Origin of the sequence: Roseivirga sp. BDSF3-8 (assembly GCF_041449215.1) — a bacterium.
In the GTDB taxonomy this organism is placed as follows: domain Bacteria; phylum Bacteroidota; class Bacteroidia; order Cytophagales; family Cyclobacteriaceae; genus JBGNFV01.
Genome location: NZ_JBGNFV010000001.1, coordinates 2,819,637 through 2,838,563 on the forward strand (window position 1 = coordinate 2,819,637; position 18,927 = coordinate 2,838,563).

At 45.2% G+C, this 18,927-nt stretch carries 19 protein-coding genes; 7 read left to right on the forward strand and 12 right to left on the reverse strand.

The genetic code is table 11. The features are described from left to right. Window positions 1-14 precede the first annotated feature (14 nt). Window positions 15-1,007: a ribonucleoside-diphosphate reductase small subunit gene (locus AB9P05_RS11550; protein ID WP_371908976.1), complete on the reverse strand. Its 993-nt coding sequence runs from the start codon at window positions 1,005-1,007 to the stop codon at window positions 15-17. A 598-nt stretch (window positions 1,008-1,605) separates the two neighbouring features. On the opposite strand from AB9P05_RS11550, the gene rplU reads away from it, so the two are divergent. Further along, a complete protein-coding gene (gene rplU, locus AB9P05_RS11555; RefSeq protein WP_371908977.1) occupies window positions 1,606-1,917 on the forward strand; it encodes a 50S ribosomal protein L21 in 312 nt (103 codons plus the stop codon). A 9-nt stretch (window positions 1,918-1,926) separates the two neighbouring features. Beyond that, a complete protein-coding gene (gene rpmA / locus AB9P05_RS11560) occupies window positions 1,927-2,193 on the forward strand; it encodes a 50S ribosomal protein L27 (RefSeq protein WP_371908978.1) in 267 nt (88 codons plus the stop codon). Window positions 2,194-2,436: 243 nt separating this feature from the next. Here rpmA and AB9P05_RS11565 read toward each other — a convergent pair whose 3' ends face one another. The 10 genes from AB9P05_RS11565 to pgi form a co-directional block, all read right to left on the reverse strand. Then, on the reverse strand, window positions 2,437-3,099 hold the full coding sequence (locus tag AB9P05_RS11565; RefSeq protein ID WP_371908979.1) for a porin family protein: 663 nt from the start codon (window positions 3,097-3,099) through the stop codon (window positions 2,437-2,439). A gap of 15 nt (window positions 3,100-3,114) precedes the next feature. After that, entirely contained in the window at window positions 3,115-3,747 is a 633-nt protein-coding gene (locus AB9P05_RS11570) for a rhomboid family intramembrane serine protease (RefSeq protein WP_371908980.1), read from the reverse strand. Further along, a complete protein-coding gene (locus AB9P05_RS11575; protein ID WP_371908981.1) occupies window positions 3,744-4,721 on the reverse strand; it encodes a polyprenyl synthetase family protein in 978 nt (325 codons plus the stop codon). The genes AB9P05_RS11570 and AB9P05_RS11575 overlap by 4 nt, the downstream gene beginning before the upstream one ends. Then, the gene (gene rnr, locus AB9P05_RS11580) at window positions 4,718-6,862 is read right to left on the reverse strand and encodes a ribonuclease R (protein WP_371908982.1); all 2,145 of its coding nucleotides are present in this window, start codon (window positions 6,860-6,862) and stop codon (window positions 4,718-4,720) included. The genes AB9P05_RS11575 and rnr overlap by 4 nt, the downstream gene beginning before the upstream one ends. Window positions 6,863-7,034: 172 nt before the next feature. Continuing rightward, window positions 7,035-8,858, reverse strand: coding sequence for an ABC transporter ATP-binding protein (locus AB9P05_RS11585; RefSeq protein WP_371908983.1), 1,824 nt, complete (start codon window positions 8,856-8,858; stop codon window positions 7,035-7,037). A gap of 214 nt (window positions 8,859-9,072) precedes the next feature. Continuing rightward, complete coding sequence (locus AB9P05_RS11590; protein ID WP_371908984.1) at window positions 9,073-9,801, reverse strand: 3'-5' exonuclease; 729 nt, start codon at window positions 9,799-9,801, stop codon at window positions 9,073-9,075. A gap of 26 nt (window positions 9,802-9,827) precedes the next feature. Then, a complete protein-coding gene (locus tag AB9P05_RS11595) occupies window positions 9,828-10,232 on the reverse strand; it encodes a hypothetical protein (RefSeq protein ID WP_371908985.1) in 405 nt (134 codons plus the stop codon). Between the two features lie 11 nt (window positions 10,233-10,243). Next, window positions 10,244-10,987 carry a lipoyl(octanoyl) transferase LipB gene (gene lipB / locus AB9P05_RS11600; protein ID WP_371908986.1) on the reverse strand — a complete coding sequence of 248 codons (744 nt, stop codon included), beginning with the start codon at window positions 10,985-10,987 and terminating at the stop codon, window positions 10,244-10,246. A gap of 34 nt (window positions 10,988-11,021) precedes the next feature. Further along, the gene (locus tag AB9P05_RS11605; RefSeq protein WP_371908987.1) at window positions 11,022-12,002 is read right to left on the reverse strand and encodes a type I phosphomannose isomerase catalytic subunit; all 981 of its coding nucleotides are present in this window, start codon (window positions 12,000-12,002) and stop codon (window positions 11,022-11,024) included. Next, a complete protein-coding gene (gene pgi / locus AB9P05_RS11610; protein ID WP_371908988.1) occupies window positions 12,002-13,663 on the reverse strand; it encodes a glucose-6-phosphate isomerase in 1,662 nt (553 codons plus the stop codon). Before pgi ends, AB9P05_RS11605 begins: the two co-directional genes overlap by 1 nt. A 176-nt stretch (window positions 13,664-13,839) precedes the next feature. On the opposite strand from pgi, the gene AB9P05_RS11615 reads away from it, so the two are divergent. From AB9P05_RS11615 to AB9P05_RS11625, 3 genes are all read left to right on the forward strand, one after another. Beyond that, window positions 13,840-14,202, forward strand: coding sequence for a YraN family protein (locus tag AB9P05_RS11615; protein ID WP_371908989.1), 363 nt, complete (start codon window positions 13,840-13,842; stop codon window positions 14,200-14,202). Between the two features lie 269 nt (window positions 14,203-14,471). Further along, window positions 14,472-14,657, forward strand: a complete 186-nt coding sequence (locus AB9P05_RS11620; protein ID WP_371908990.1) for a hypothetical protein — start codon at window positions 14,472-14,474, stop codon at window positions 14,655-14,657. 38 nt (window positions 14,658-14,695) lie between these two features. After that, window positions 14,696-16,120: a tetratricopeptide repeat protein gene (locus tag AB9P05_RS11625; protein ID WP_371908991.1), complete on the forward strand. Its 1,425-nt coding sequence runs from the start codon at window positions 14,696-14,698 to the stop codon at window positions 16,118-16,120. 12 nt (window positions 16,121-16,132) lie between these two features. Here the strand turns inward: AB9P05_RS11625 and AB9P05_RS11630 are convergent, their stop codons facing one another. Further along, window positions 16,133-16,684: a PepSY domain-containing protein gene (locus AB9P05_RS11630; protein WP_371908992.1), complete on the reverse strand. Its 552-nt coding sequence runs from the start codon at window positions 16,682-16,684 to the stop codon at window positions 16,133-16,135. A gap of 119 nt (window positions 16,685-16,803) precedes the next feature. Here AB9P05_RS11630 and AB9P05_RS11635 point away from each other — a divergent pair, with 119 nt between their 5' ends. After that, window positions 16,804-17,724 carry a glutamate--tRNA ligase family protein gene (locus tag AB9P05_RS11635; RefSeq protein WP_371908993.1) on the forward strand — a complete coding sequence of 307 codons (921 nt, stop codon included), beginning with the start codon at window positions 16,804-16,806 and terminating at the stop codon, window positions 17,722-17,724. Between the two features lie 114 nt (window positions 17,725-17,838). Beyond that, window positions 17,839-18,927 (forward strand): endonuclease/exonuclease/phosphatase family protein, encoded by a 1,089-nt coding sequence (locus tag AB9P05_RS11640; RefSeq protein ID WP_371908994.1) that lies wholly within the window; start codon window positions 17,839-17,841, stop codon window positions 18,925-18,927.

The window sequence follows — 18,927 nt, forward strand, 5'->3', positions numbered from 1 at the left end:
TGTTAATGAATGTATCAAAAATCTTCGTCTAGCGAAAATTTCGGAACATCATTTTCCTTATCCTTCATAACGCCGGCTTTTTGATATTCGCCTACACGTTTTTCGAAGAAGTTCGTTTTGCCTTGCAACGAGATCATTTCCATGAAGTCGAAAGGATTTTTGCTGTTAAAGACTTTGTCACAATTCAGTTCACTCAACAGGCGATCAGCAACAAACTCGATGTATTGACACATCAGGTCGGCATTCATACCTATCAGGTTTACAGGTAGGGCGTCAGTTACAAACTCTTTTTCGATTTCAACGGCATTGGTTATGATCTCACGTACCGTTTCTTCAGGTAGTTTATTTATCAGGTGGTTGTTATACAAAAGACAGGCGAAATCGCAGTGGAGACCTTCATCCCTGGATATAAGCTCATTACTGAAGCTCAGCCCAGGCATAAGGCCACGCTTTTTCAGCCAAAAGATTGAGCAGAAACTGCCAGAGAAGAAAATACCCTCTACAGCGGCAAAAGCCACTATGCGCTCAGCAAATGATCCGTTTTCAATCCAGCGCAGGGCCCAATCGGCTTTCTTCTTTACACAATCAAGCCTGTCAATCGCATTAAAAAGCTGGTCCTTTGTTTTAGGATCTTTTATATACGTATCTATCAGGAGGGAGTAGGTTTCGCTATGTATGTTTTCCATAGCGATCTGGAAGCCGTAAAAAAACTTGGCTTCCGTGTACTGTACTTCATTGATGAAATTCTCCGCCAGGTTCTCATTGACAATACCATCGCTGGCGGCAAAGAATGCCAGTACGTGAGAGATAAAATGTCTCTCTCCGTCATTCAACGCTTCCCAGTCTTTCATGTCATGGCTTAGATCTATTTCTTCTGCAGTCCAGAAGCTGGCCTCTGCCTTTTTATAGAACTGCCAAATGTCATCGTGCTGAATAGGGAAAAGAACAAAACGGTTTTTGTTCTCCCTCAACAAGGGCTCGTCCTGATTTCTGCTCCGATCGGTCATATTGCCTGTTATTTTCTTACCTACTGAATGAATACCCGGGTAGATTGTTTCACAAACTTTGCCGGTAAGCTGGCTGGAGTTCTTGGTAATAGTTAAATACAAATAAAGCGAAAGACTCATTTATTATCAACGTGAAAAAAACAGGCCGCGAAAAAGTCCATAAATGGCGCTATTACAGGCCATTTGCTTTAAGTAAAATGATGTAAAGGACTGAAAATCAGAGTAAAAAAAACTTATCCACAATTGCAATGATGGCTCTTATCTGTCCTGAAAGGGGTTACGGCCCATATGGGAATCATGTCCTAAAAAGCCCATTGAAAGGGTCAGGTTTTGGCAGTATTTAAAAAATACAATTTTCATTTTCTGTTGATGGTGCCACGCTTGTATCTGAACTGTTAATTTTTTATTATTAAAAGTTTTACGTCCTGTTAAGAAGCTTACCTGAGTATGTTTTTGGTATTCCGGTGATCAATCAGTTTCCTTTCTGCCGGTCTGATTCATTATACCAGAACAAATAAAGTTACCCATTTGTAATTAGCTGGCAAAGTGTTATCTTTGCATTCCGTTTTTGGAAAAGGTATCCTAAAGCATTATTATAATGTACGCGATAGTTAACATAGCCGGAAAGCAGTTCAAAGTAACACAAGACCAATTCGTTTATGCCCCTAAAATGGCTGGCGAAGAAGGCGCTTCCGTAGAGCTAACCGATGTGCTGTTGGTAGATGGTGACGGCACAGTAGAAGTAGGTGCTCCCCTCATTAAAGGAGCTAAAGTTTCAGCCAAGATTCTCGGACACGTGAAAGGCGACAAAGTTGTTGTCTTTAAGAAGAAGAGAAGAAAAGGCTATAAGAAAAAGAACGGTCACAGACAGGAGTTCACTAAGCTTCTGATCGAAAACATTTCAAAATAAGATTAACCCATGGCACACAAGAAAGGAGCCGGTAGTACCCGTAACGGACGGGATTCGGAAAGTAAACGACTCGGTGTGAAAGTGTTTGGAGGACAGTATGCCAAAGCTGGTAACATCCTCGTTCGCCAGAGAGGTACTGTACACCACCCTGGTGACAACGTTTATCTTGGCAAAGATCACACCCTGCATGCAAGAATAGATGGCATTGTAACCTTCAAAAGAGGTCGCAAGAACCGTAGCTTTGTAAGCGTTCTGCCTGTAGAGGCCGAAGCATAAGCGATAGCATAAAATATACCCCAGGCACAGTCTTCACAGGCTGTGCCTTTTCGTGTTAGGTATAGTTAATTTAGTTAGCAGACTTTTGTCTTCCGGTAATAAGATAGCATAGCCTACATAATAATTAACAAAGAGGAGTGATAGGGTCTTCATTACCAGTCATGAAGCTACAGGTATACTATGGTTAAAATCACTAAAGCTAAGGAAGTTCTATTGCTCTATTTAGTTTGGTGAGCAAGCAGATCAGCGTTCGGAGATAATAGGAATAAGATAAGTGACACCCACTTCAACAGTTTGCACTTGAGTAAAAAGTGCCCGGGTCGTAGTACTGGTATCAATAAGGCTGCCTAAGGCCTGGCCGAATAGGAAATTAACCTGAAACAGACCGATTTGGGAGTCGAGTGAAAAACCACCTCCACCTTTTAATCCGAAGTTCAGTCTGTTATCAACATCAATGTCATATTGATAACGGATTAATTCATGGTCCTCGATGTCGCTTAAATTATCAGAAGCACTTAACGCATACCCACCGAATATGCCACCCTGGAGAAAGAACTTAAAATTACCCTTGCCAAATTGGAGGTGTGTCAGCCCCTCAACCTCAACATAATTAAGATTGGTGCTGAAGGACTGTCCATTATCCAATAATTGTGTCCACCCTTTGCCCGCGTAAAGTAAACCACCCTGAAACCCTACCGTCTGGTTGCTCATATGCCTGACAACTATCCCGCCCATATAACCGGGGTTAAACTCCTGGTTAATTGCAAAGTCACGGGCAAATCCGTTACCTGTTGCAAAAAGCTGATTTAACCCCACCCCTTGCCGTGTACCTATAGATATGCTTTGTGCAGATCCGGCCACAGGAAGTCCTATTAATAAAATGAGAAGGGCTAACAGTTGCTTCATATCCGGGAGAGGGTTTTAAAAGATAGGGGTGCTTCTTATTTCTTCGATGAAAGCAGGCAGCACGGCCGGTTCCAGAATAATGATAAATACCACTCCGAAGATTGCTCCCCAAAGGTGAGCATCGTGATTTATATTATCCCCTCCGCGACGTCCGGCATAGTAGCTGTAAATCATGTAGATAATACCGAAAATCCAGCCTGGAATAGGGATGGGTAGGAGTATGAGGGCTAGTTTTGCCGTAGGCATAAGCATGATGCTGGCAAAAAGCACGGAACTCACGCCTCCGGACGCTCCCAGACTGTTGTAGCCGGGGTTATGACGGTGTTTAACGTAGGTGGGAATGCTCGAAATAACTATACCTGCCAGGTATAGACCTATATAGAGCAAAGATCCAGTTACGCCAGGCATCATGCCCTGTAGTATGAATTCCACATTACTTCCGAAAAAGTAAAGGGTAATCATGTTAAACAGTAGGTGCCCCCAGTCATTATGAATAAAGCCGCTGGAAATAAAGCGGATGTACTCATTACGCTGATTAACCGTGTAAGGGTTGAACATCCATTTGTATTGCAGTTCCCTGTTTTGGAAGGCTAGCAGACTTACTACTACTGTAACTCCGATGATGGCGTATGTTAGTACAGGCGTCATTTATCTCGTTCGATCAAATAATTGGCCAAATATCGTAAATTTTGCTGCTTTTCCACGGAGATGCTCAGCTTGTCCAGAAGTGAGAAGGCTCCTTCGAAACACTCATCCATTTTCGCTTCCGTTTTTTCTTTGATATTAAGCTGATTGTATATCTTTTTTACGGCTTCCACCTTTTCAGCTTTATCAAAATCCTGCATAGTAAGCCAGTGCTTCAGTTCCTTTGCAGTTTCTTCATCTGCATCCTGGAGGGCAGTGATTAGTAAGAAGGTTTTTTTATTAGAGACGATGTCCCCTCCCTCTTGTTTGCCTACTTTTTCCTGTTCGCCAAAGACATCCAGCAGGTCATCTTTAAGCTGAAAGCCTACGCCGATCTGCTGCCCGAATTCGCGCAACAGTAGGCGGTCCTGTTCAGGAGCATTCCCCACAAGTGCCCCCAACTCAAGGCTGAAGCCCAATAGTACGGCTGTTTTGAGACGGATCATGTGCAGGTACTGGCCGATGGTCACATCTTCACGGGATTCGAAGTTCATGTCCATTTGCTGTCCCTCGCATACCTCTACTGCACACCGGTTAAATGCCGCCAAGCCAGTACGAAGCACTGCGTCCGGCAATGCCATAATCATTTCATAGGCCTTTACCATCATGACGTCACCGCTGAGTATGGCTATATTGGAACCGAATTTTTCATGAACGGTAGCCTCTCCCCTCCGTAAGGGAGCCTGGTCCATGATGTCATCATGCATAAGGGTAAAATTGTGAAAAACCTCAATAGCCATGGCAGGCCTGAGGGTTGTTTCCACGTTTCCGCTATACATGCTGGATGAGATCAGCGCAAGCACTGGTCTAAGGCGCTTTCCGCCCAATCCCATGATATACCTGATAGGCTCGTATAATTCGTATGGCTTTTCTCCGTAAGTCTGAGTGGCCAGCTCTCTGTTAATGCGGTCTATTAAGTCGACTAAGTCTTTGGTCATTGTTCGATAAGCTCCAGGTCGATGGTGCGCCTGTTTATGTCTGTGCCTGTTACACGCACCACCACATCATCACCCAAGGCGATGATCTTCTTATTGTTTTTGCCGATGATCCGGAAATTCGCCTCATCGTATTCGTAGTAATCGTCGCGAAGATCGGAAATACGTATCATACCTTCACATTTTGTTTCGGTAATTTCAACGTATACCCCCCACTCAGTAACACCAGAGACTATACCTTCATAAGGATGATCACCTGCCATCTCCATGAATTCCACCTGCTTATATTTAACGGAAGCCCTTTCCGCATCTGCTGCTCGTTTTTCACGGTCGCTGGAGTGCTCGCACCGATCTTCGTATTTATCCTTATTGACCGGTCCGCCATTATCCAGGTAATGCTGAAGTAAACGGTGGACCATCATGTCAGGGTAACGGCGAATGGGGGAGGTGAAGTGGGTATAATGGGGAAATGCCAGTCCGAAGTGACCTTCTTCCGCTGTGGAATATTTGGCCTTTGCCATGGTTCGGATAGCAAGTTGCTGCAGCACGTTCTGCTCAGGTTTCCCTTCTACCTCACCTATGAGTTGGTTTAGAGACTTGGCTATACCTGCCTCGTCGAGAGTCATTTTGTAGCCAAATTTCCTTGCGAACACGGAGAAGGTATTCAGTTTTTCAGTATCAGGAAAGTTATGTACCCGGTACACAAAGGGTAGCTTTTTCTTACCATCCTTTTTCTTGAAAATGAACTCAGCCACACATTTATTTGCCAAGAGCATAAAGTCCTCGATCATTTTATGGGCGTCCTTACGTACCTTTGGTACTACCTTCAGGGGTTTACCATTCTCATCAAGCACGAATTTTACTTCAGTGGTTTCAAAGGCGATGGCTCCTCTTCTGAATCGCTCCACCCTTAGTTTCAGGGCCAGCTCGTTCATGATGGTCAGCTCTTTTGCATAGTCACCCTCCAGCGACTCGATACGTTCTTGGGCTTCTTCGTAGCTAAACCTCCTGTCTGAGTGGATAACAGTGCGACCGAACCACTCTTTCTTAATGTGCCCTTCACCGTCCAGTTCAAATACGGCAGAAAAGGTAAGCTTATCTTCGTTAGGCCTAAGGGAGCAAAGCTCGTTACTAAGTCTCTCTGGAAGCATCGGAATGGTGCGGTCTACCAGGTAGACGGATGTAGCCCGTTCGTAGGCTTCATTATCCAGCACGGTATCAGGGCGTACGTAATGGGTGACGTCTGCAATGTGTACACCTATTTCGTAGTTGCCATTTTTAAGCTTTTGGATAGAAAGGGCATCGTCAAAGTCCTTGGCGTCTTCCGGGTCTACTGTAAATGTGGTGATTTTGCGAAAATCACGGCGGTTGCCGATTTCTTCTTTTGTAATTCCCGTTTTTATACGCTTGGACTGGGTCAGTACATTTTTAGGAAACTCGAAGGGTAGATCGAATTCAGCCATTATGCTGTGTATCTCCGCTTCATTATCACCGGATTTACCTAGAATCCTGGTGACCTCACCTTCGGGGTTTTTTCCTTTTTCCGGCCACTGCGTGATTTTTACCAGCACTTTATCGTCGTGCTTGGCTTTCATAGTCTTGCTGGCACTCACAAAAATATCGTGGTGCACCTTGCGGCTGTCAGGTACGACAAATGCATAGCGGGGGCTAAGCTCGATCTTACCTACAAATTCATCCTTTTTGCGCTCGACAATTTCTACAACCCGGCCCTCGTCATGCCGGCCTTTTTTCTGAGGGAACACCTGTACTTTTACTATGTCGCCGTCAAATGCAAAAAGCATATCCTCTGTTTTGACGTATATGTCCTCTTCCAGGCCTTCCACCATGATATAGGCGAAGCGGGAATTTACATAGTCCACGGTGCCTACTACCAGCTCAGGTTCACGTGATGTGCGCCAGCCTCCCCGGCCTACACGCTGCACTTTGCCAGCGCTTTCCAGTTGCTCCAGTGCAGACTGGGCCGCATCTTTACTGCGCTTATCTCGGTACTGTAGCTTGCGGAATATTTGTTTCAGGCTGAATGCAGCCCCCGTATTGGCGTCTAGTAGTTGTTGTATGCTGGTTCTTATCTGTCCGAAGGACTGTTTTTGTCCTCCTTTGTTGTTTTTTTTCTTCTTACTCATGTCAATGATAAAAAATTAGGGAGCAATTGATGTGTAAGGTATGCTCCGGCAGCGCTTTGGGAGAAAGGTGAACCCTTTGAGTTTCGGGTCGTCCTGATAAAGGCTGCTTTGTATAGAAATGAAATGTCGGCTGTCCTTTGACAGCCTGCTATATTCGAAAATAGAAAAAGCCCTAGTCGGCTTTCGCCATTTTTCTCCTGATCTGTGTTTTACGGATATCTTCAAGATCACCCTTGGGAATGGCGTTAATTAGTTTACGAGTATACTCCTCTTTCGGATCGCGATAAAGTTCATCAGGGTAGCCGCTTTCTACGATCTTACCCTTATTCATAACCAGTATCCTGTCGCTGATGAATTTAACAACAGACAGGTCATGAGATATAAATATGTATGTAAAGTTATAAGTTTCTTTCAGTTTATTTAAAAGGTTCAGCACCTGAGCCTGTACAGACACATCCAGCGCCGATACAGATTCGTCACAGATGATAAACTTAGGGTTGAGGGCCAATGTTCGTGCAATGCAAATTCTTTGGCGCTGTCCGCCTGAAAATTCGTGGGGGTAACGGGTAAAATAATCGCCTTTGAGGCCTACGGTTTCGAGTAATTCTATCACGCGGTCCTTACGCTGCCTATTGTTTTCTAATACGCCGTGGACGCGCATGGGCTCCATGATAGCCTCTCCAACAGTGATTCTGGGGTTGAGAGAACTATAGGGATCCTGAAAGACTATTTGCATCTCCTTGCGAAGACGGCGCATTTCCTCACGACCCAGCTTATTAATATTACGCCCCTCGAACAGTACTTCACCTTCTGTAGCCTCGATTAACCTGAGGATACTGCGCCCCAGGGTGGTCTTACCACAACCTGACTCACCCACCAGCCCCAGGGTCTCGCCAGGGTAAACTTTGAAGCTTACGTCGTCTACTGCTTTTACAAACTCCTTTGGTTTGCCAAAGAAGGGTTTATCCAAGGGGAAATAGGTTTTTAGGTTGCGAACCTCCAGAATGGGGTCCTGTTCTTTCAGTTTTTTATTACGCTCCGAGAGGCTCTCTTCAGTTTCCACATTCAGCAGAATGGCCTCACCCACGGAGTTGTATTTCTTTTCGGTCATGTTCCCTTCCGTATCTGTATCCATGAAATCTGATACAGTGGGCAGAACCTTGAGCCGCAGGTCCAGTCGTGGACGACATGCAAGCAAGCCTTTGGTATAAGGGTGCTGAGGGTTTGCGAAAATATCCCAAACGGTTCCCTGCTCTACTATTTTACCATGATACATAACCAATACCCGGTCGGCAATTTCAGCAATCACGCCAAGATCATGGGTAATGAAAATAATGGAAGTCCCTTTATCATCGCGCAGTTTGCGCATGAGATTCAGGATATTTGCCTGTACGGTTACGTCCAGGGCTGTAGTAGGCTCGTCAGCTATGAGGATGCTGGGATTACATGACATAGCCATGGCAATCATTACCCGCTGCTTTTGTCCGCCACTAAGCTCATGAGGGTAACTTTTAAATATTTTCTCAGGCCTGGGAAGCTGTACCTGACTGAAAAGGTCTATGGTGAGGGCTTTTGCCTCTCTTTTACTTACGTTCTGATGAAGCAAAATTGCTTCCATCACCTGGTCTCCGCAGGTAAATACGGGGTTGAGGGAGCTCATGGGCTCCTGGAAGATCATGGAAATATCATTACCACGTATCTTTCTCATGTTTGCAGGACTGGCGGTGGCCAGGTCTATCTCCCCGAGTGATGGTGACTGAAAGGTCATCTCGCCCCCGGTTATTCGTCCGGGAGGGTTAGGTATAAGCCTCATGAGAGATAAGGAGGTAACAGACTTGCCTGAGCCGGATTCTCCTACTATTCCTACGGTCTCGCCACGGTTAACGCTGAAGCTGATACCGTCAACAGCCTTCACTATACCCCTGTCAGTATAAAAGGCTGTCTGAAGGTCGTTTACTCTGAGAATCTCTTTAACGTTACTTCCTGTCGAAGTCATTCGGCTTAATTAATTTATCCGGAAAAAGTTTATCTGGCAGCCGGTCCGGTTATCGCACAACCAGGGTAAGGCCTCGCAGTTACCAGAACCGCCTTGCAATCAAGGATTTTGAGACCTGTACATTCAAAAATAGAAAAACAAATCCAAGCTATAAAATGGCTATGCTACTGCGGATGTAATTTAAGAAAGAAGCCTGTCAGGAAATTAACGTAGTTTAATCTACAAAAACGATTTTGTCCGGTTGAATATCAGGGAGGCAATTCATCTTCAAAAATACTCTGGCGGTAACGGCCACATCTTCCATACAATACTTTTTTATGGCAGCCAGTTCCTTTCGCCGATAATATGCTTCATTTACCTGACTGCCATCCAGGGCGGATTTACTGCTTTCCACATCAAAAATAGCGGCCAGAAGATCCAGACTCGTGAAGTTTTTCCTGTCACCAAACTTCCACATTTCCATAGTATCCAAAAAGGCAACTTCCCAGGGCTTTTTACCCGCTACATCAAGAATATGAGGGAGAGGGATGCCATTGACAAGCATCCGGCGACTTAGGTAAGGAAAATCAAACTCTTTACCATTATGACCACACAAAAGCAGGTTTTTACGGGCTGATTTTTCAAGTAATCCTTTAAAAGCCAGTAGGAGGGCGGCTTCATCATCGTCTGCCAGGCCTTTAACCCTCAGCCCGAAAGGTCCGGAACCTTCCTCCTGCGTTATGTACCCGATGGCAATAGCTACTACTTTGCCAAACTCGGAAAAAATGCCTGCTTTCCGGAAGAAAAACTCTGACTGGGAGAGCTCTTCCTCATTTTTGATGATTGAAGCCTTTTTATCCCACAGCTTTTGTAGCCGGGGGGGCATAAGCCCGTACTCCTCTACACAGGATACTGTTTCTATGTCGATGAAAAAGATGTCTTTAAGTTGAGAGACTGGAAACATGGCAGGCAGTAGCTATTAGGTTGGGGTCAGGAGTGTGTGATGCCTTCCAGATCCAGCTCTGGTATTGGCCCCACGTTTTCTTCGTCAAAACTTCCGGGCACAAAAATGAACTTTTTGTCATATATCTGGCCGTTTACATAATAGCTCACCCAGAACTCATTGGAAAGATGAAAAACAGCTTCATCTACTGGCTCTATCATGGCATAACTTCCGCCTTCAAGGCGATCGATCATATGCCTGAGGGTACTGGTTTTCTGTGGCTGTCCGTCTTTTTCCCCGTAACCTTTTGTTATTATGAGTACAGTCTCCAGCGGTTCACTGTTCTTATTGATAATGTAGGAACGCCACTCCAGTTGACCTCCTTCGTTCTGTTCACGTGCTACGGCAAGAATTACGTTTTCTACAGGCTTGAATGATATATCCTTTTTCATGTAAAAATGCGCTAGGGTTTTGACGTCAGGTCAGTTTGTCTCTGTACATACACCATTCCGAACAGGTCACGGATATGGTTTTTCAGGATATCCTCGGTCTCCTTCATGTCAATGGTCTTACCCATCTCAGCCTTAAGGCTTGTTACGGCTTTGTCATCAATACCACACGGTACTATATTTTTAAAGTACTCCAGGTCAGTATTAACGTTAAAAGCAAACCCATGCATGGTCACCCAGCGGCTGCTCTTTACGCCCATGGCGCAGATTTTTCTCGGATTAGTTTGCTCTACATGGTCCAGCCAGACACCTGTCAGTCCCTCAATCCGTCCGGCGCTTATACCATACTCCTTAAGGGTAAGTATGACAGCTTCTTCAAGAAACCGGAGGTATTTATGGATATCGGTAAAGAAGTTTTCGAGATCGAGAATAGGATACCCTACTATCTGCCCCGGTCCATGATAGGTAATATCGCCGCCGCGGTTAATCTTGTAGTAAGTAGCATGCACTCTGTCCAGACCGGCACTGTCCAACAGCAGGTGGTCTTCCTTACCGCTTTTACCGAGGGTATAGACATGGGGGTGCTGACAAAAAAGCAGGTAATTATCAGTGGCCTGTTCATTACCCGGGTTTTTCCTGTTTTCAATTTTTTGATTGATCACAGATTGGAAAATACCCGTCTGATAATCCCAGGCCTCCTGGTAATCCATCAGACCAAGATGTTGAAAGCAGACGTCTTTATTGATAATACGATTCACACCTTAATTTCAGGGGATATATGATTCCAGAATTTCAGGGGATATATGATTCCAGCAATCTGGCTTCCTTTTCCGTGGTAAGGGTAATGCTTTTAAACACAGCGGGGATTAGCATACTATGCCCTTTACTTAGCAATACTTCATACTCATCTGCTTTGATGGTGGCCGTGCCCTCAGTACATACGAGAATGACAAAACTGTCCAGTTTTTCGTATGACCTGGTAAGGCTCTTCTCCAACTCAAGCACATTGGTGCAAAAATAGGGACATTCCGCGAGCTTTACCGGTTTATTTTTTTCTTTACGGTAAGGGTTACGATAGGTATCATATTGCTTAAAGTCTATGGCATCCAGCGCCTGTTCGGTATGTAGCTCCCGTTTGTTACCCTGGTCGTCTGTACGGTCAAAGTCATAAATGCGATAAGTAATATCACTGGTTTGCTGTATCTCCGCCAATAATATGCCTTTGCCTATAGTATGGACCCGCCCTGCAGGAATGAAAAATGTATCTCCTGCACGGGCTTCTTCACGGTTTAAAAGTTCTTCTATTCTGCCGTTATTGAAGTGCTCCAGGTATGTCTCTTGATCAAGTGGCTGATTAAAGCCGGTGGTGATCAGGGCATCTTCATCAGCCTGAATGATGTACCACATCTCGGTTTTACCCTTGCTATCATGTCTTTCAGCCGCCAGCTTATCATCCGGGTGTACCTGGATCGACAGGTCTTTATTGGCATCCAGGAATTTTACGAGCAGTGGAAACTCCTCTCCGTGTTTTTCATAAACTTTATGGCCCACCAGGTCGCCCTGATAGGTTCGTATTAATTCCTGAAGGTTTTTTCCCTCAAGGGGGCCGCTGTTTACTACTGATACGTCACCTGTAACGCCGCTTATTTCCCACGACTCCCCACAATTAGGGAGTGCGCCGAAATCTTTTTCAAGTACAGTTTTTATCTTTTGTCCTCCCCATATCTTGTCTTTATATATCGGGGTAAATGTAAGGGGATATAGCTTTGTCATTATTTACTCGTTTTCTTCATGCTTTTGAAGGCATTGATCAACCCATTAGTGGAGCTGTCGTGTGAGGTCACATGCTCATCATTTTCCAGTTCAGGTAGCACCTTTTTGGCCAGTTGCTTGCCTAGTTCCACTCCCCACTGATCAAAACTGAATATATTCCAGATAACACCCTGAACAAAGATTTTATGTTCATACATAGCGATCAGCATGCCCAAAACCTTCGGTGTCAGTTTGGTGAAGAGGATAGAGTTGGTTGGGTTATTTCCTTTAAATACCTTATAAGGAGAGAGCTGGTCTATTTCTCTTCTGTCCATACCCTTTTCCCTTAGCTCGGTTTTTACCTCCTCCAGTTCGCGCCCATTCATAAGGGCTTCTGTCTGGGCGAAAAAGTTAGAGAGCAGCTTTACATGATGGTCACCGATGGGGTTATGGGTTTGTGCGGGGGCCAGAAAGTCACAGGGAATCATTTTAGTGCCCTGGTGAATTAATTGATAGAATGCATGCTGCCCATTGGTGCCTGGCTCACCCCATATGACCGGGCCGGTCTCATAAGTCACCGGATTTCCGTCTCTATCCACATATTTGCCGTTGCTTTCCATATCTCCCTGCTGAAAATATGCAGGGAAGCGATGCATATACTGATCGTAAGGCAACAAAGCGTGGGATTGAGCATTAAAAAAATTGTTATACCAAATACCCAGCAGGCCGAGTATTACGGGGATGTTATTGCGAAAGTGGGTATGGCGGAAGTGCTCATCCATTTCGTGGGCGCCGTCCAGCAACTCACGATAGTTTTCGAAGCCTATCGTGCAGGCAATAGAAAGGCCGATGGCAGACCAGAGGGAGTATCGACCGCCTACCCAGTCCCAGAAGCGGAACATGTTTTCGGGGTCTATACCAAAGTCCTCCACGCCTTCACGGTTGGTGGAAATGGCTACAAAGTGCTTTTTAATATGTTCTTTATCCCCCGCGGATTTAAGGAACCATTCCCTGGCAGTTTCTGCATTGGTCATGGTCTCCTGGGTGGTAAAGGTCTTTGAGGCGATCATGAATAGGGTAGTTTCAGGATCAAGCTTTTTAAGTGTTTCGGCTATATGGGTGCCATCCACATTACTCACAAAGTGAGCTTGTATATTATTCTTTTTATAGGGGCGTAATGCTTCGGTAACCATAACGGGACCGAGGTCAGAACCCCCTATTCCGATATTGACAATATCTGTAATAGCCTTACCACTGTATCCTTTCCATTCGCCATTTAGCAGGCTGTCACTGAAGCGTTTCATCTGATCCAGCACGGCATGTACTTCGGGCATTACGTTTTTGCCATCTACAAAAATGGGGTCTTCGCTGCGTCGCCTCAGGGCTACATGCAACACGGCTCTATGCTCTCGCTTATTGATTTTTTCCCCTCTGTACATCCTTTCGATGGCATCGGCCAACTTGGCTTCCTCGGCCAGTTGAAGGAGCAGGTCCATGGTTTCACCTACAATCCGGTTCTTAGAGTAATCCACCAGAATGTCATCCAGTCGTATTGAAAATTTGCCAAACCGGTCTTCATCAGAGGCAAACAGGTCTTTCATGTGGATATCCTGCATGAATTCCTGGTGCTTTTTCAGTTTTTGCCAGGAGGTGGTAGTGGTGGGGTCGATATTGATCAGCATAAGGCCAAAGTACGTTTGTTAAGCGCAATTTTAAAGAAAATTCCCGGGGATGGCCCTTTGGCTTGTCTGGCTCGCTTAATCCAGTGAGGTGCAAAAGGACAGAATCAGGGCTGCCGGGTTTCATTACTACATAGTCACTTGGTATTTTTACCCCGATAATAAAAAAAAGTTTACTCATGCAAAGGAAAAAAGCTGGTACCCTTGATATAGGAGCGGATGGGGAGCATTTGGCTGAATCTTTCCTTAAAAAGAAGGGTTACCGTGTATTAGATCGTAACTTCCGGTACAAGCGCGGTGAAATTGACCTGATCGTTCAAAAGGATAATCTAATTGCATTTGTTGAGGTGAAGACTCGAAAAAATAAGGTGTTTGGAAACCCTGAAGAGTTTGTGAGCGATGTGCAGGCAGAACGCATTATGGAAGTGGCTGAATATTTCATTCACAAACACGCCTGGGCTCATTTGATTCGCTTTGATATTGTGGCAATTACTCAAAAACCGCGTCTTGAGATCGTGCATCTTGAAGATGCAATTGCCTGATAATCACCTAAAAACATGGTTTTGCTGATTTTGGATAGGATGTTTTTAAGATTCGTCAGGAGATTTGCCCAGTTACATCCGGTGATTCTACTGATTTATCTAAAGACCTCAATATTTTCTAATGGCTAATTGCTATAGAAACAAAAGCTGCGTAATTTAGATATCGTAAAACTAAACAAAACCTATTTCTGCTTAATCGAATCGAGTTCTCTACCTACCTAACACCTCAGACTTAGTACTCATTCATCATTTTATTTAAAAACACACGTATGAAAATGGTTAAACTTTACAGTGAGGTGGAGATTATTTCCCGTCCTGCCCAATCCGTTCTGCTGGGTGGGGACACAACTTCCGGAGGATCAACCGGGAGCAGTAGCGAAGAGGAGGATCCGCCATGGATTTATCCTAATAGCGGAACACAGGGTGCATACAACCCTATTGATTACAGTGGTTAATTGTTGACCTGTAGTATTTTATTTAGAATAGTGAAAATATGAGATCTGTACTTCCAGCTATTTTTCTTCTCATAATTTTTGCCTGTTCAGAAAAGGAGGACGTTGATATTGAGACGTCCTCTTTTTCCCAACAACAGGTAGACCTTATCCTGGAAGAGGCCAAAGAAAACCGACACACCTCCCCTGAGCTAGCTGCCCGCCAGGCTGTAGAAGCCTTGGGCCAGGCCGAATCCTTCAACTACATCCGTGGTAAGGTGCAGGCACATAACCTGCTTGCCAGCCTGTATGCGCTAAAACTTAACGACCACCAAAAATCACAGGAGCATCTCAATGCATATGAGATGCTGATCAGCCAGATGGACGATCTGTCCGATCATGCTGACTTTAATTATAATAAAGGACTGGGTCACTACAAGGCCGGTAACTACGAAATGGCTAGCAGCTACCTGCATAAGGCCATGGCTTATTTTGAAGAAACTGGTCTGGATGAGAAAGCGGCTTTCTGCAATTATTCTCTCGGGCTTATTAACAGACGCCTGGGGCTTAATGACCGTGCTATTGAATACTACACCAAAGCCCTCGATCTGCTCCCACAAGCTTCTCCCGGCAGTATCCGTGTGGATATCCTTAATGCCATAGGACTTTCCCGCTACGATAATCATGATTACTATGGAGCGGGTAAGGTATTTGATGAGGCTCTCAAGCAAAGTCGTAAAATCAATTATGCTAAGGGAGAATTGGTGTCTGCTAACCAATTAGGCCTTGTGAAGCTATCCATCGACGACTTTCAGGCGGCCGATTTTTACCTGGATCAGGCGATGCAACTTGCTTTGAAAGAAGGCAACTCACTATACCAGGGCAATGCGGCTCTCAACATGGGCTTCCTTGCCGAAAAGCAATATCAGTTTGAGCTGGCGGAAGAGCAATATCAAGTGGCCAGAGAAATATTCTTTACTGCTGGCCGGCTGGATAAGGTAATGTCAGTATACAGAAACCTGTCTTACCTTAATCTTCAGCAAAAGAACTACAGCGAAGCACTTGCTTATGCCAATGAAGGTCTGGCGCTAGAAATTAACAATAATGAGGATCGGCAGGCCTTGCTTTCTCATGCAATCGATGCTTACAAAGCTGCCGGGGACTATGAGTTGGTAGCTGGCTTGCAGGAGAAACTCTACGACCTTAGAATAGCGGTGGCTGATGACAAGCGTCCGGTTGAGATCATGAGACTGCAAAAGCAATTAGAGACTGACTTAGCTGAAAAGAGGCGTCGTGAGCAAATGGCCCGTATGGAGCTGGCAATGATGGAGCTTAAAACCCGTAATACGGTGTATGCTTCTCTAGGTCTATTCCTTATACTGGTTATCGGAGCTGCGGTGTTCTCCTACCGTTTTGTTAAAAGGACCAACGATTTTATGCAGTGGTTTCGCTCACGAACCGAGAGCATGCTCGAGTCCAGCAAATAAGATTTTATAGAATTATCTGCGCATTCGCTTCGGGCCATACCAAAGCCAAAAACCCGAAATGACGAACATAGTTAATGCCAGGCCGGTGACCGTACTATAAAACACCTTGAAAACACCCCCCGTCCCTAGCAGGTCATCAATATAACTTCCGTCATGAATGCTTTCCACAAGGTCCGCTACCCGCGGGCCTTTGTGCAAAATATGGCCAGTGATTCCATCTACCTGCACTTCCATGTTACCCTCCTTAAACCTGAATTTGGCCATGCCCTTTTCCGGCCGTACATCAATTCTATCCAGTGAATAGGTGCCATCAGGTAAAGCGGCATATGCTGTAAGCTGGAGGGAATCCAGGGGTAGCCACTGTGCAAGGGACCCCGCTGTGCCCCGGCGCGTTTCGGGCATTAGTAAATCTCCGCTGTTCTTCTTCCAGCCCAGGAGGACCGAGGTAATACCAATAATGAAAAGAAACACAAAAAGGGCTACCCCGCTATAACGGTGCACCTTTCGAAACCTTCTGATGACGGTGGCTTTTCTCTTTCGCTTTTCTCGTTCTTTCTCACTCATGCGTCATGTATCCGATGCCCCGAATATGTAGTATTCGGGTAATAATAAAAAAGCAATTTGGGATAGCTGGCCCGATATGTATATTAGTCGGGGCAATAATTATGCCTTACAAAGTTGATATGCCAGAAATCCAGGTAGTTTCAAGAATAGCACCAACGCCCAGTGGCTTTTTGCACAAAGGCAATGCCTTTAACTTTTTGCTCACCTACCTGCTGGTAAGATATCATAACGGCAAACTTTGGCTTAGAATAGATGATATTGATGATGCCCGTTCCCGGCCGGAGTTTATTGAAGATATATATGATACGCTGGACTGGTTAGAGATGCAGCCGGATTTTGGCCCCTCAGGGCCGAAAGAGTTCACCACAAAATATAGCCAGCAACTACATATGGGAGAATACCGGCAGGCTGTGGAAAGCCTGCTGTCCAGGGGCCTGGCTTATGCCTGTAAATGCTCCCGCAAACAAATTAAGAGGCTTTCCAGGAACGGAATATATCCTGGTACCTGCCGCTTGACTTCTGACAAAGCATTTTCTGTACCCCATGCTATCAGATGTGCCCTGGGGGAAGAGGCTAGCCGGGTAGAGGTTCCTTCTTATGAAGAGAGTAGTCTCGTTTTGGTTAACCTGAGGCGGGAAATGGGCGATTTTGTGCTATGGCGTAAAGATAATGTAGCGGCCTATCAGGTGGCCAGTGTTTGCGATGATATACGTATGGGTACAAATTTGCTGGTAAGAGGTGAGGACCTGCTCCTGTCCAGTGCTGCTCAGCTATGGCTATCTGGTCACTTGGCTGAGGAGGGGTTGCAGAAGGCCAGCTTTATCCACCATAGCCTGCTGATGGAGGCAGATAACCGGAAACTTTCCAAATCTGAAGGGTCACTATCATTAAAAGCGATGCGTGAAGAGGGGTTGTCTTCCGGAAGTCTTCTGAAGGACTTTTGCAGGTGGATGAATATGCCATTTGACCAACCGGCTGATTTACAAGAATTGGCTGAGGCATTTGCTGAATGGTTCGGTCAAAGCGGCCGGTTACCTTGAGTCTGATTTGAAAGTAATTCTCAATCCTGAGGGTGATAAGGCAAAAAACCTGTATTATTAAATTGGTCTGAACATTATGCCGTAAAATCGCTTCGTCCTTATTAAATAAAAAACATGAAAACTGAGGCAATACTCAGGGTTGTATTTCGCGTGCTGGCTTTATTTATTTTGTTAGCCACCCTGGTCCCCTTACTTACCTCTGAAGAGTGGTTTATAAGGGCTTTTGATTTTCCAAGGCTTCAGTTTGCCGGCCTCACGGTTATTACGATAGGGTTAATGTACTCGCTGGAGTACCATCACAAAAAAAGGGCAAAAGTATGGCTGCTCTTACTACTCGTGGCCTTCTGCTACCATGGCTATAAAATTTACCCTTATACCAAGCTATCGCCATTCCAGACACTGTATACTGAAAATGACCGCATGGATACGGTTTCTTTTGGCGTACTGGTGAGCAATGTACTGCAAACTAATACAGACTATGACCGCCTATTAGAACAGGTGGAGATGAAAAGTCCGGATGTGGTGCTGGTACTGGAAGCAGATGCAGGGTGGGAAAAAGGGCTTTTAGCGCTTGAGGATAATTTTCCCTACACAATAAAGATGCCTCTTGATAATACCTATGGCATGTTGATGTACTCGCAACTGCCTGTGAAAGATGGTGAGGTTCGCTTTCTGGTGGAGCATGATATACCCTCTATCCATGCCCAGGTACAATTACGAAACAATAGCTGGTTTACCTTTTACGGGGTTCACCCCAGGCCGCCTGCACCCGGCGAGTCGGATGATAGCAGGGAGCGTGATGCGGAGATAGTAATGATCGGTAAAAAGGCCAGTGAGGAAAGTCGTGCGGTGATCGTGGCCGGAGACTTTAATGACGTGGCCTGGTCTGCTACTACCAGGCTGTTTCAGGAAGTAAGCGGCCTGCTTGATCCCAGGATCGGGCGGGGTTTTTATAATACCTTTCATGCTAAAAATGTATTGTTTCGCTGGCCCCTGGATCATATTTTCCATTCTAAAGACTTCAAGCTTATCCGCATGGAAGTGCTTGAAGGCATAGGGTCTGACCACTTTCCCATTTATGCGGAATTTAGCTATGAACCTATAGAGCAATACGAACAGGAGTCGGTAGAAAAAGACGACAGCACTGATAGGGAGGCTGAGCAAACGATTCAGGAAGGGCTAAAGGATGAGGAAGATGATTAA

Excerpts from the sequence above, each read along its gene's own strand:
- AB9P05_RS11590 (WP_371908984.1), bottom strand. The coding sequence starts at position 9,801 with ATGTTTCCAGTCTCTCAACTTAAAGACATCTTTTTCATCGACATAGAA.
- AB9P05_RS11570 (WP_371908980.1), bottom strand. The coding sequence starts at position 3,747 with ATGACGCCTGTACTAACATACGCCATCATCGGAGTTACAGTAGTAGTA.
- AB9P05_RS11575 (WP_371908981.1), bottom strand. The coding sequence starts at position 4,721 with ATGACCAAAGACTTAGTCGACTTAATAGACCGCATTAACAGAGAGCTG.
- rnr (WP_371908982.1), bottom strand. The coding sequence starts at position 6,862 with ATGAGTAAGAAGAAAAAAAACAACAAAGGAGGACAAAAACAGTCCTTC.
- AB9P05_RS11640 (WP_371908994.1), top strand. The coding sequence starts at position 17,839 with ATGAAAACTGAGGCAATACTCAGGGTTGTATTTCGCGTGCTGGCTTTA.
- AB9P05_RS11620 (WP_371908990.1), top strand. The coding sequence starts at position 14,472 with ATGAAAATGGTTAAACTTTACAGTGAGGTGGAGATTATTTCCCGTCCT.
- AB9P05_RS11565 (WP_371908979.1), bottom strand. The coding sequence starts at position 3,099 with ATGAAGCAACTGTTAGCCCTTCTCATTTTATTAATAGGACTTCCTGTG.
- AB9P05_RS11625 (WP_371908991.1), top strand. The coding sequence starts at position 14,696 with ATGAGATCTGTACTTCCAGCTATTTTTCTTCTCATAATTTTTGCCTGT.
- AB9P05_RS11585 (WP_371908983.1), bottom strand. The coding sequence starts at position 8,858 with ATGACTTCGACAGGAAGTAACGTTAAAGAGATTCTCAGAGTAAACGAC.
- AB9P05_RS11615 (WP_371908989.1), top strand. The coding sequence starts at position 13,840 with ATGCAAAGGAAAAAAGCTGGTACCCTTGATATAGGAGCGGATGGGGAG.
- rplU (WP_371908977.1), top strand. The coding sequence starts at position 1,606 with ATGTACGCGATAGTTAACATAGCCGGAAAGCAGTTCAAAGTAACACAA.
- AB9P05_RS11635 (WP_371908993.1), top strand. The coding sequence starts at position 16,804 with ATGCCAGAAATCCAGGTAGTTTCAAGAATAGCACCAACGCCCAGTGGC.
- rpmA (WP_371908978.1), top strand. The coding sequence starts at position 1,927 with ATGGCACACAAGAAAGGAGCCGGTAGTACCCGTAACGGACGGGATTCG.
- AB9P05_RS11550 (WP_371908976.1), bottom strand. The coding sequence starts at position 1,007 with ATGACCGATCGGAGCAGAAATCAGGACGAGCCCTTGTTGAGGGAGAAC.
- AB9P05_RS11595 (WP_371908985.1), bottom strand. The coding sequence starts at position 10,232 with ATGAAAAAGGATATATCATTCAAGCCTGTAGAAAACGTAATTCTTGCC.
- AB9P05_RS11605 (WP_371908987.1), bottom strand. The coding sequence starts at position 12,002 with ATGACAAAGCTATATCCCCTTACATTTACCCCGATATATAAAGACAAG.
- AB9P05_RS11630 (WP_371908992.1), bottom strand. The coding sequence starts at position 16,684 with ATGAGTGAGAAAGAACGAGAAAAGCGAAAGAGAAAAGCCACCGTCATC.
- pgi (WP_371908988.1), bottom strand. The coding sequence starts at position 13,663 with ATGCTGATCAATATCGACCCCACCACTACCACCTCCTGGCAAAAACTG.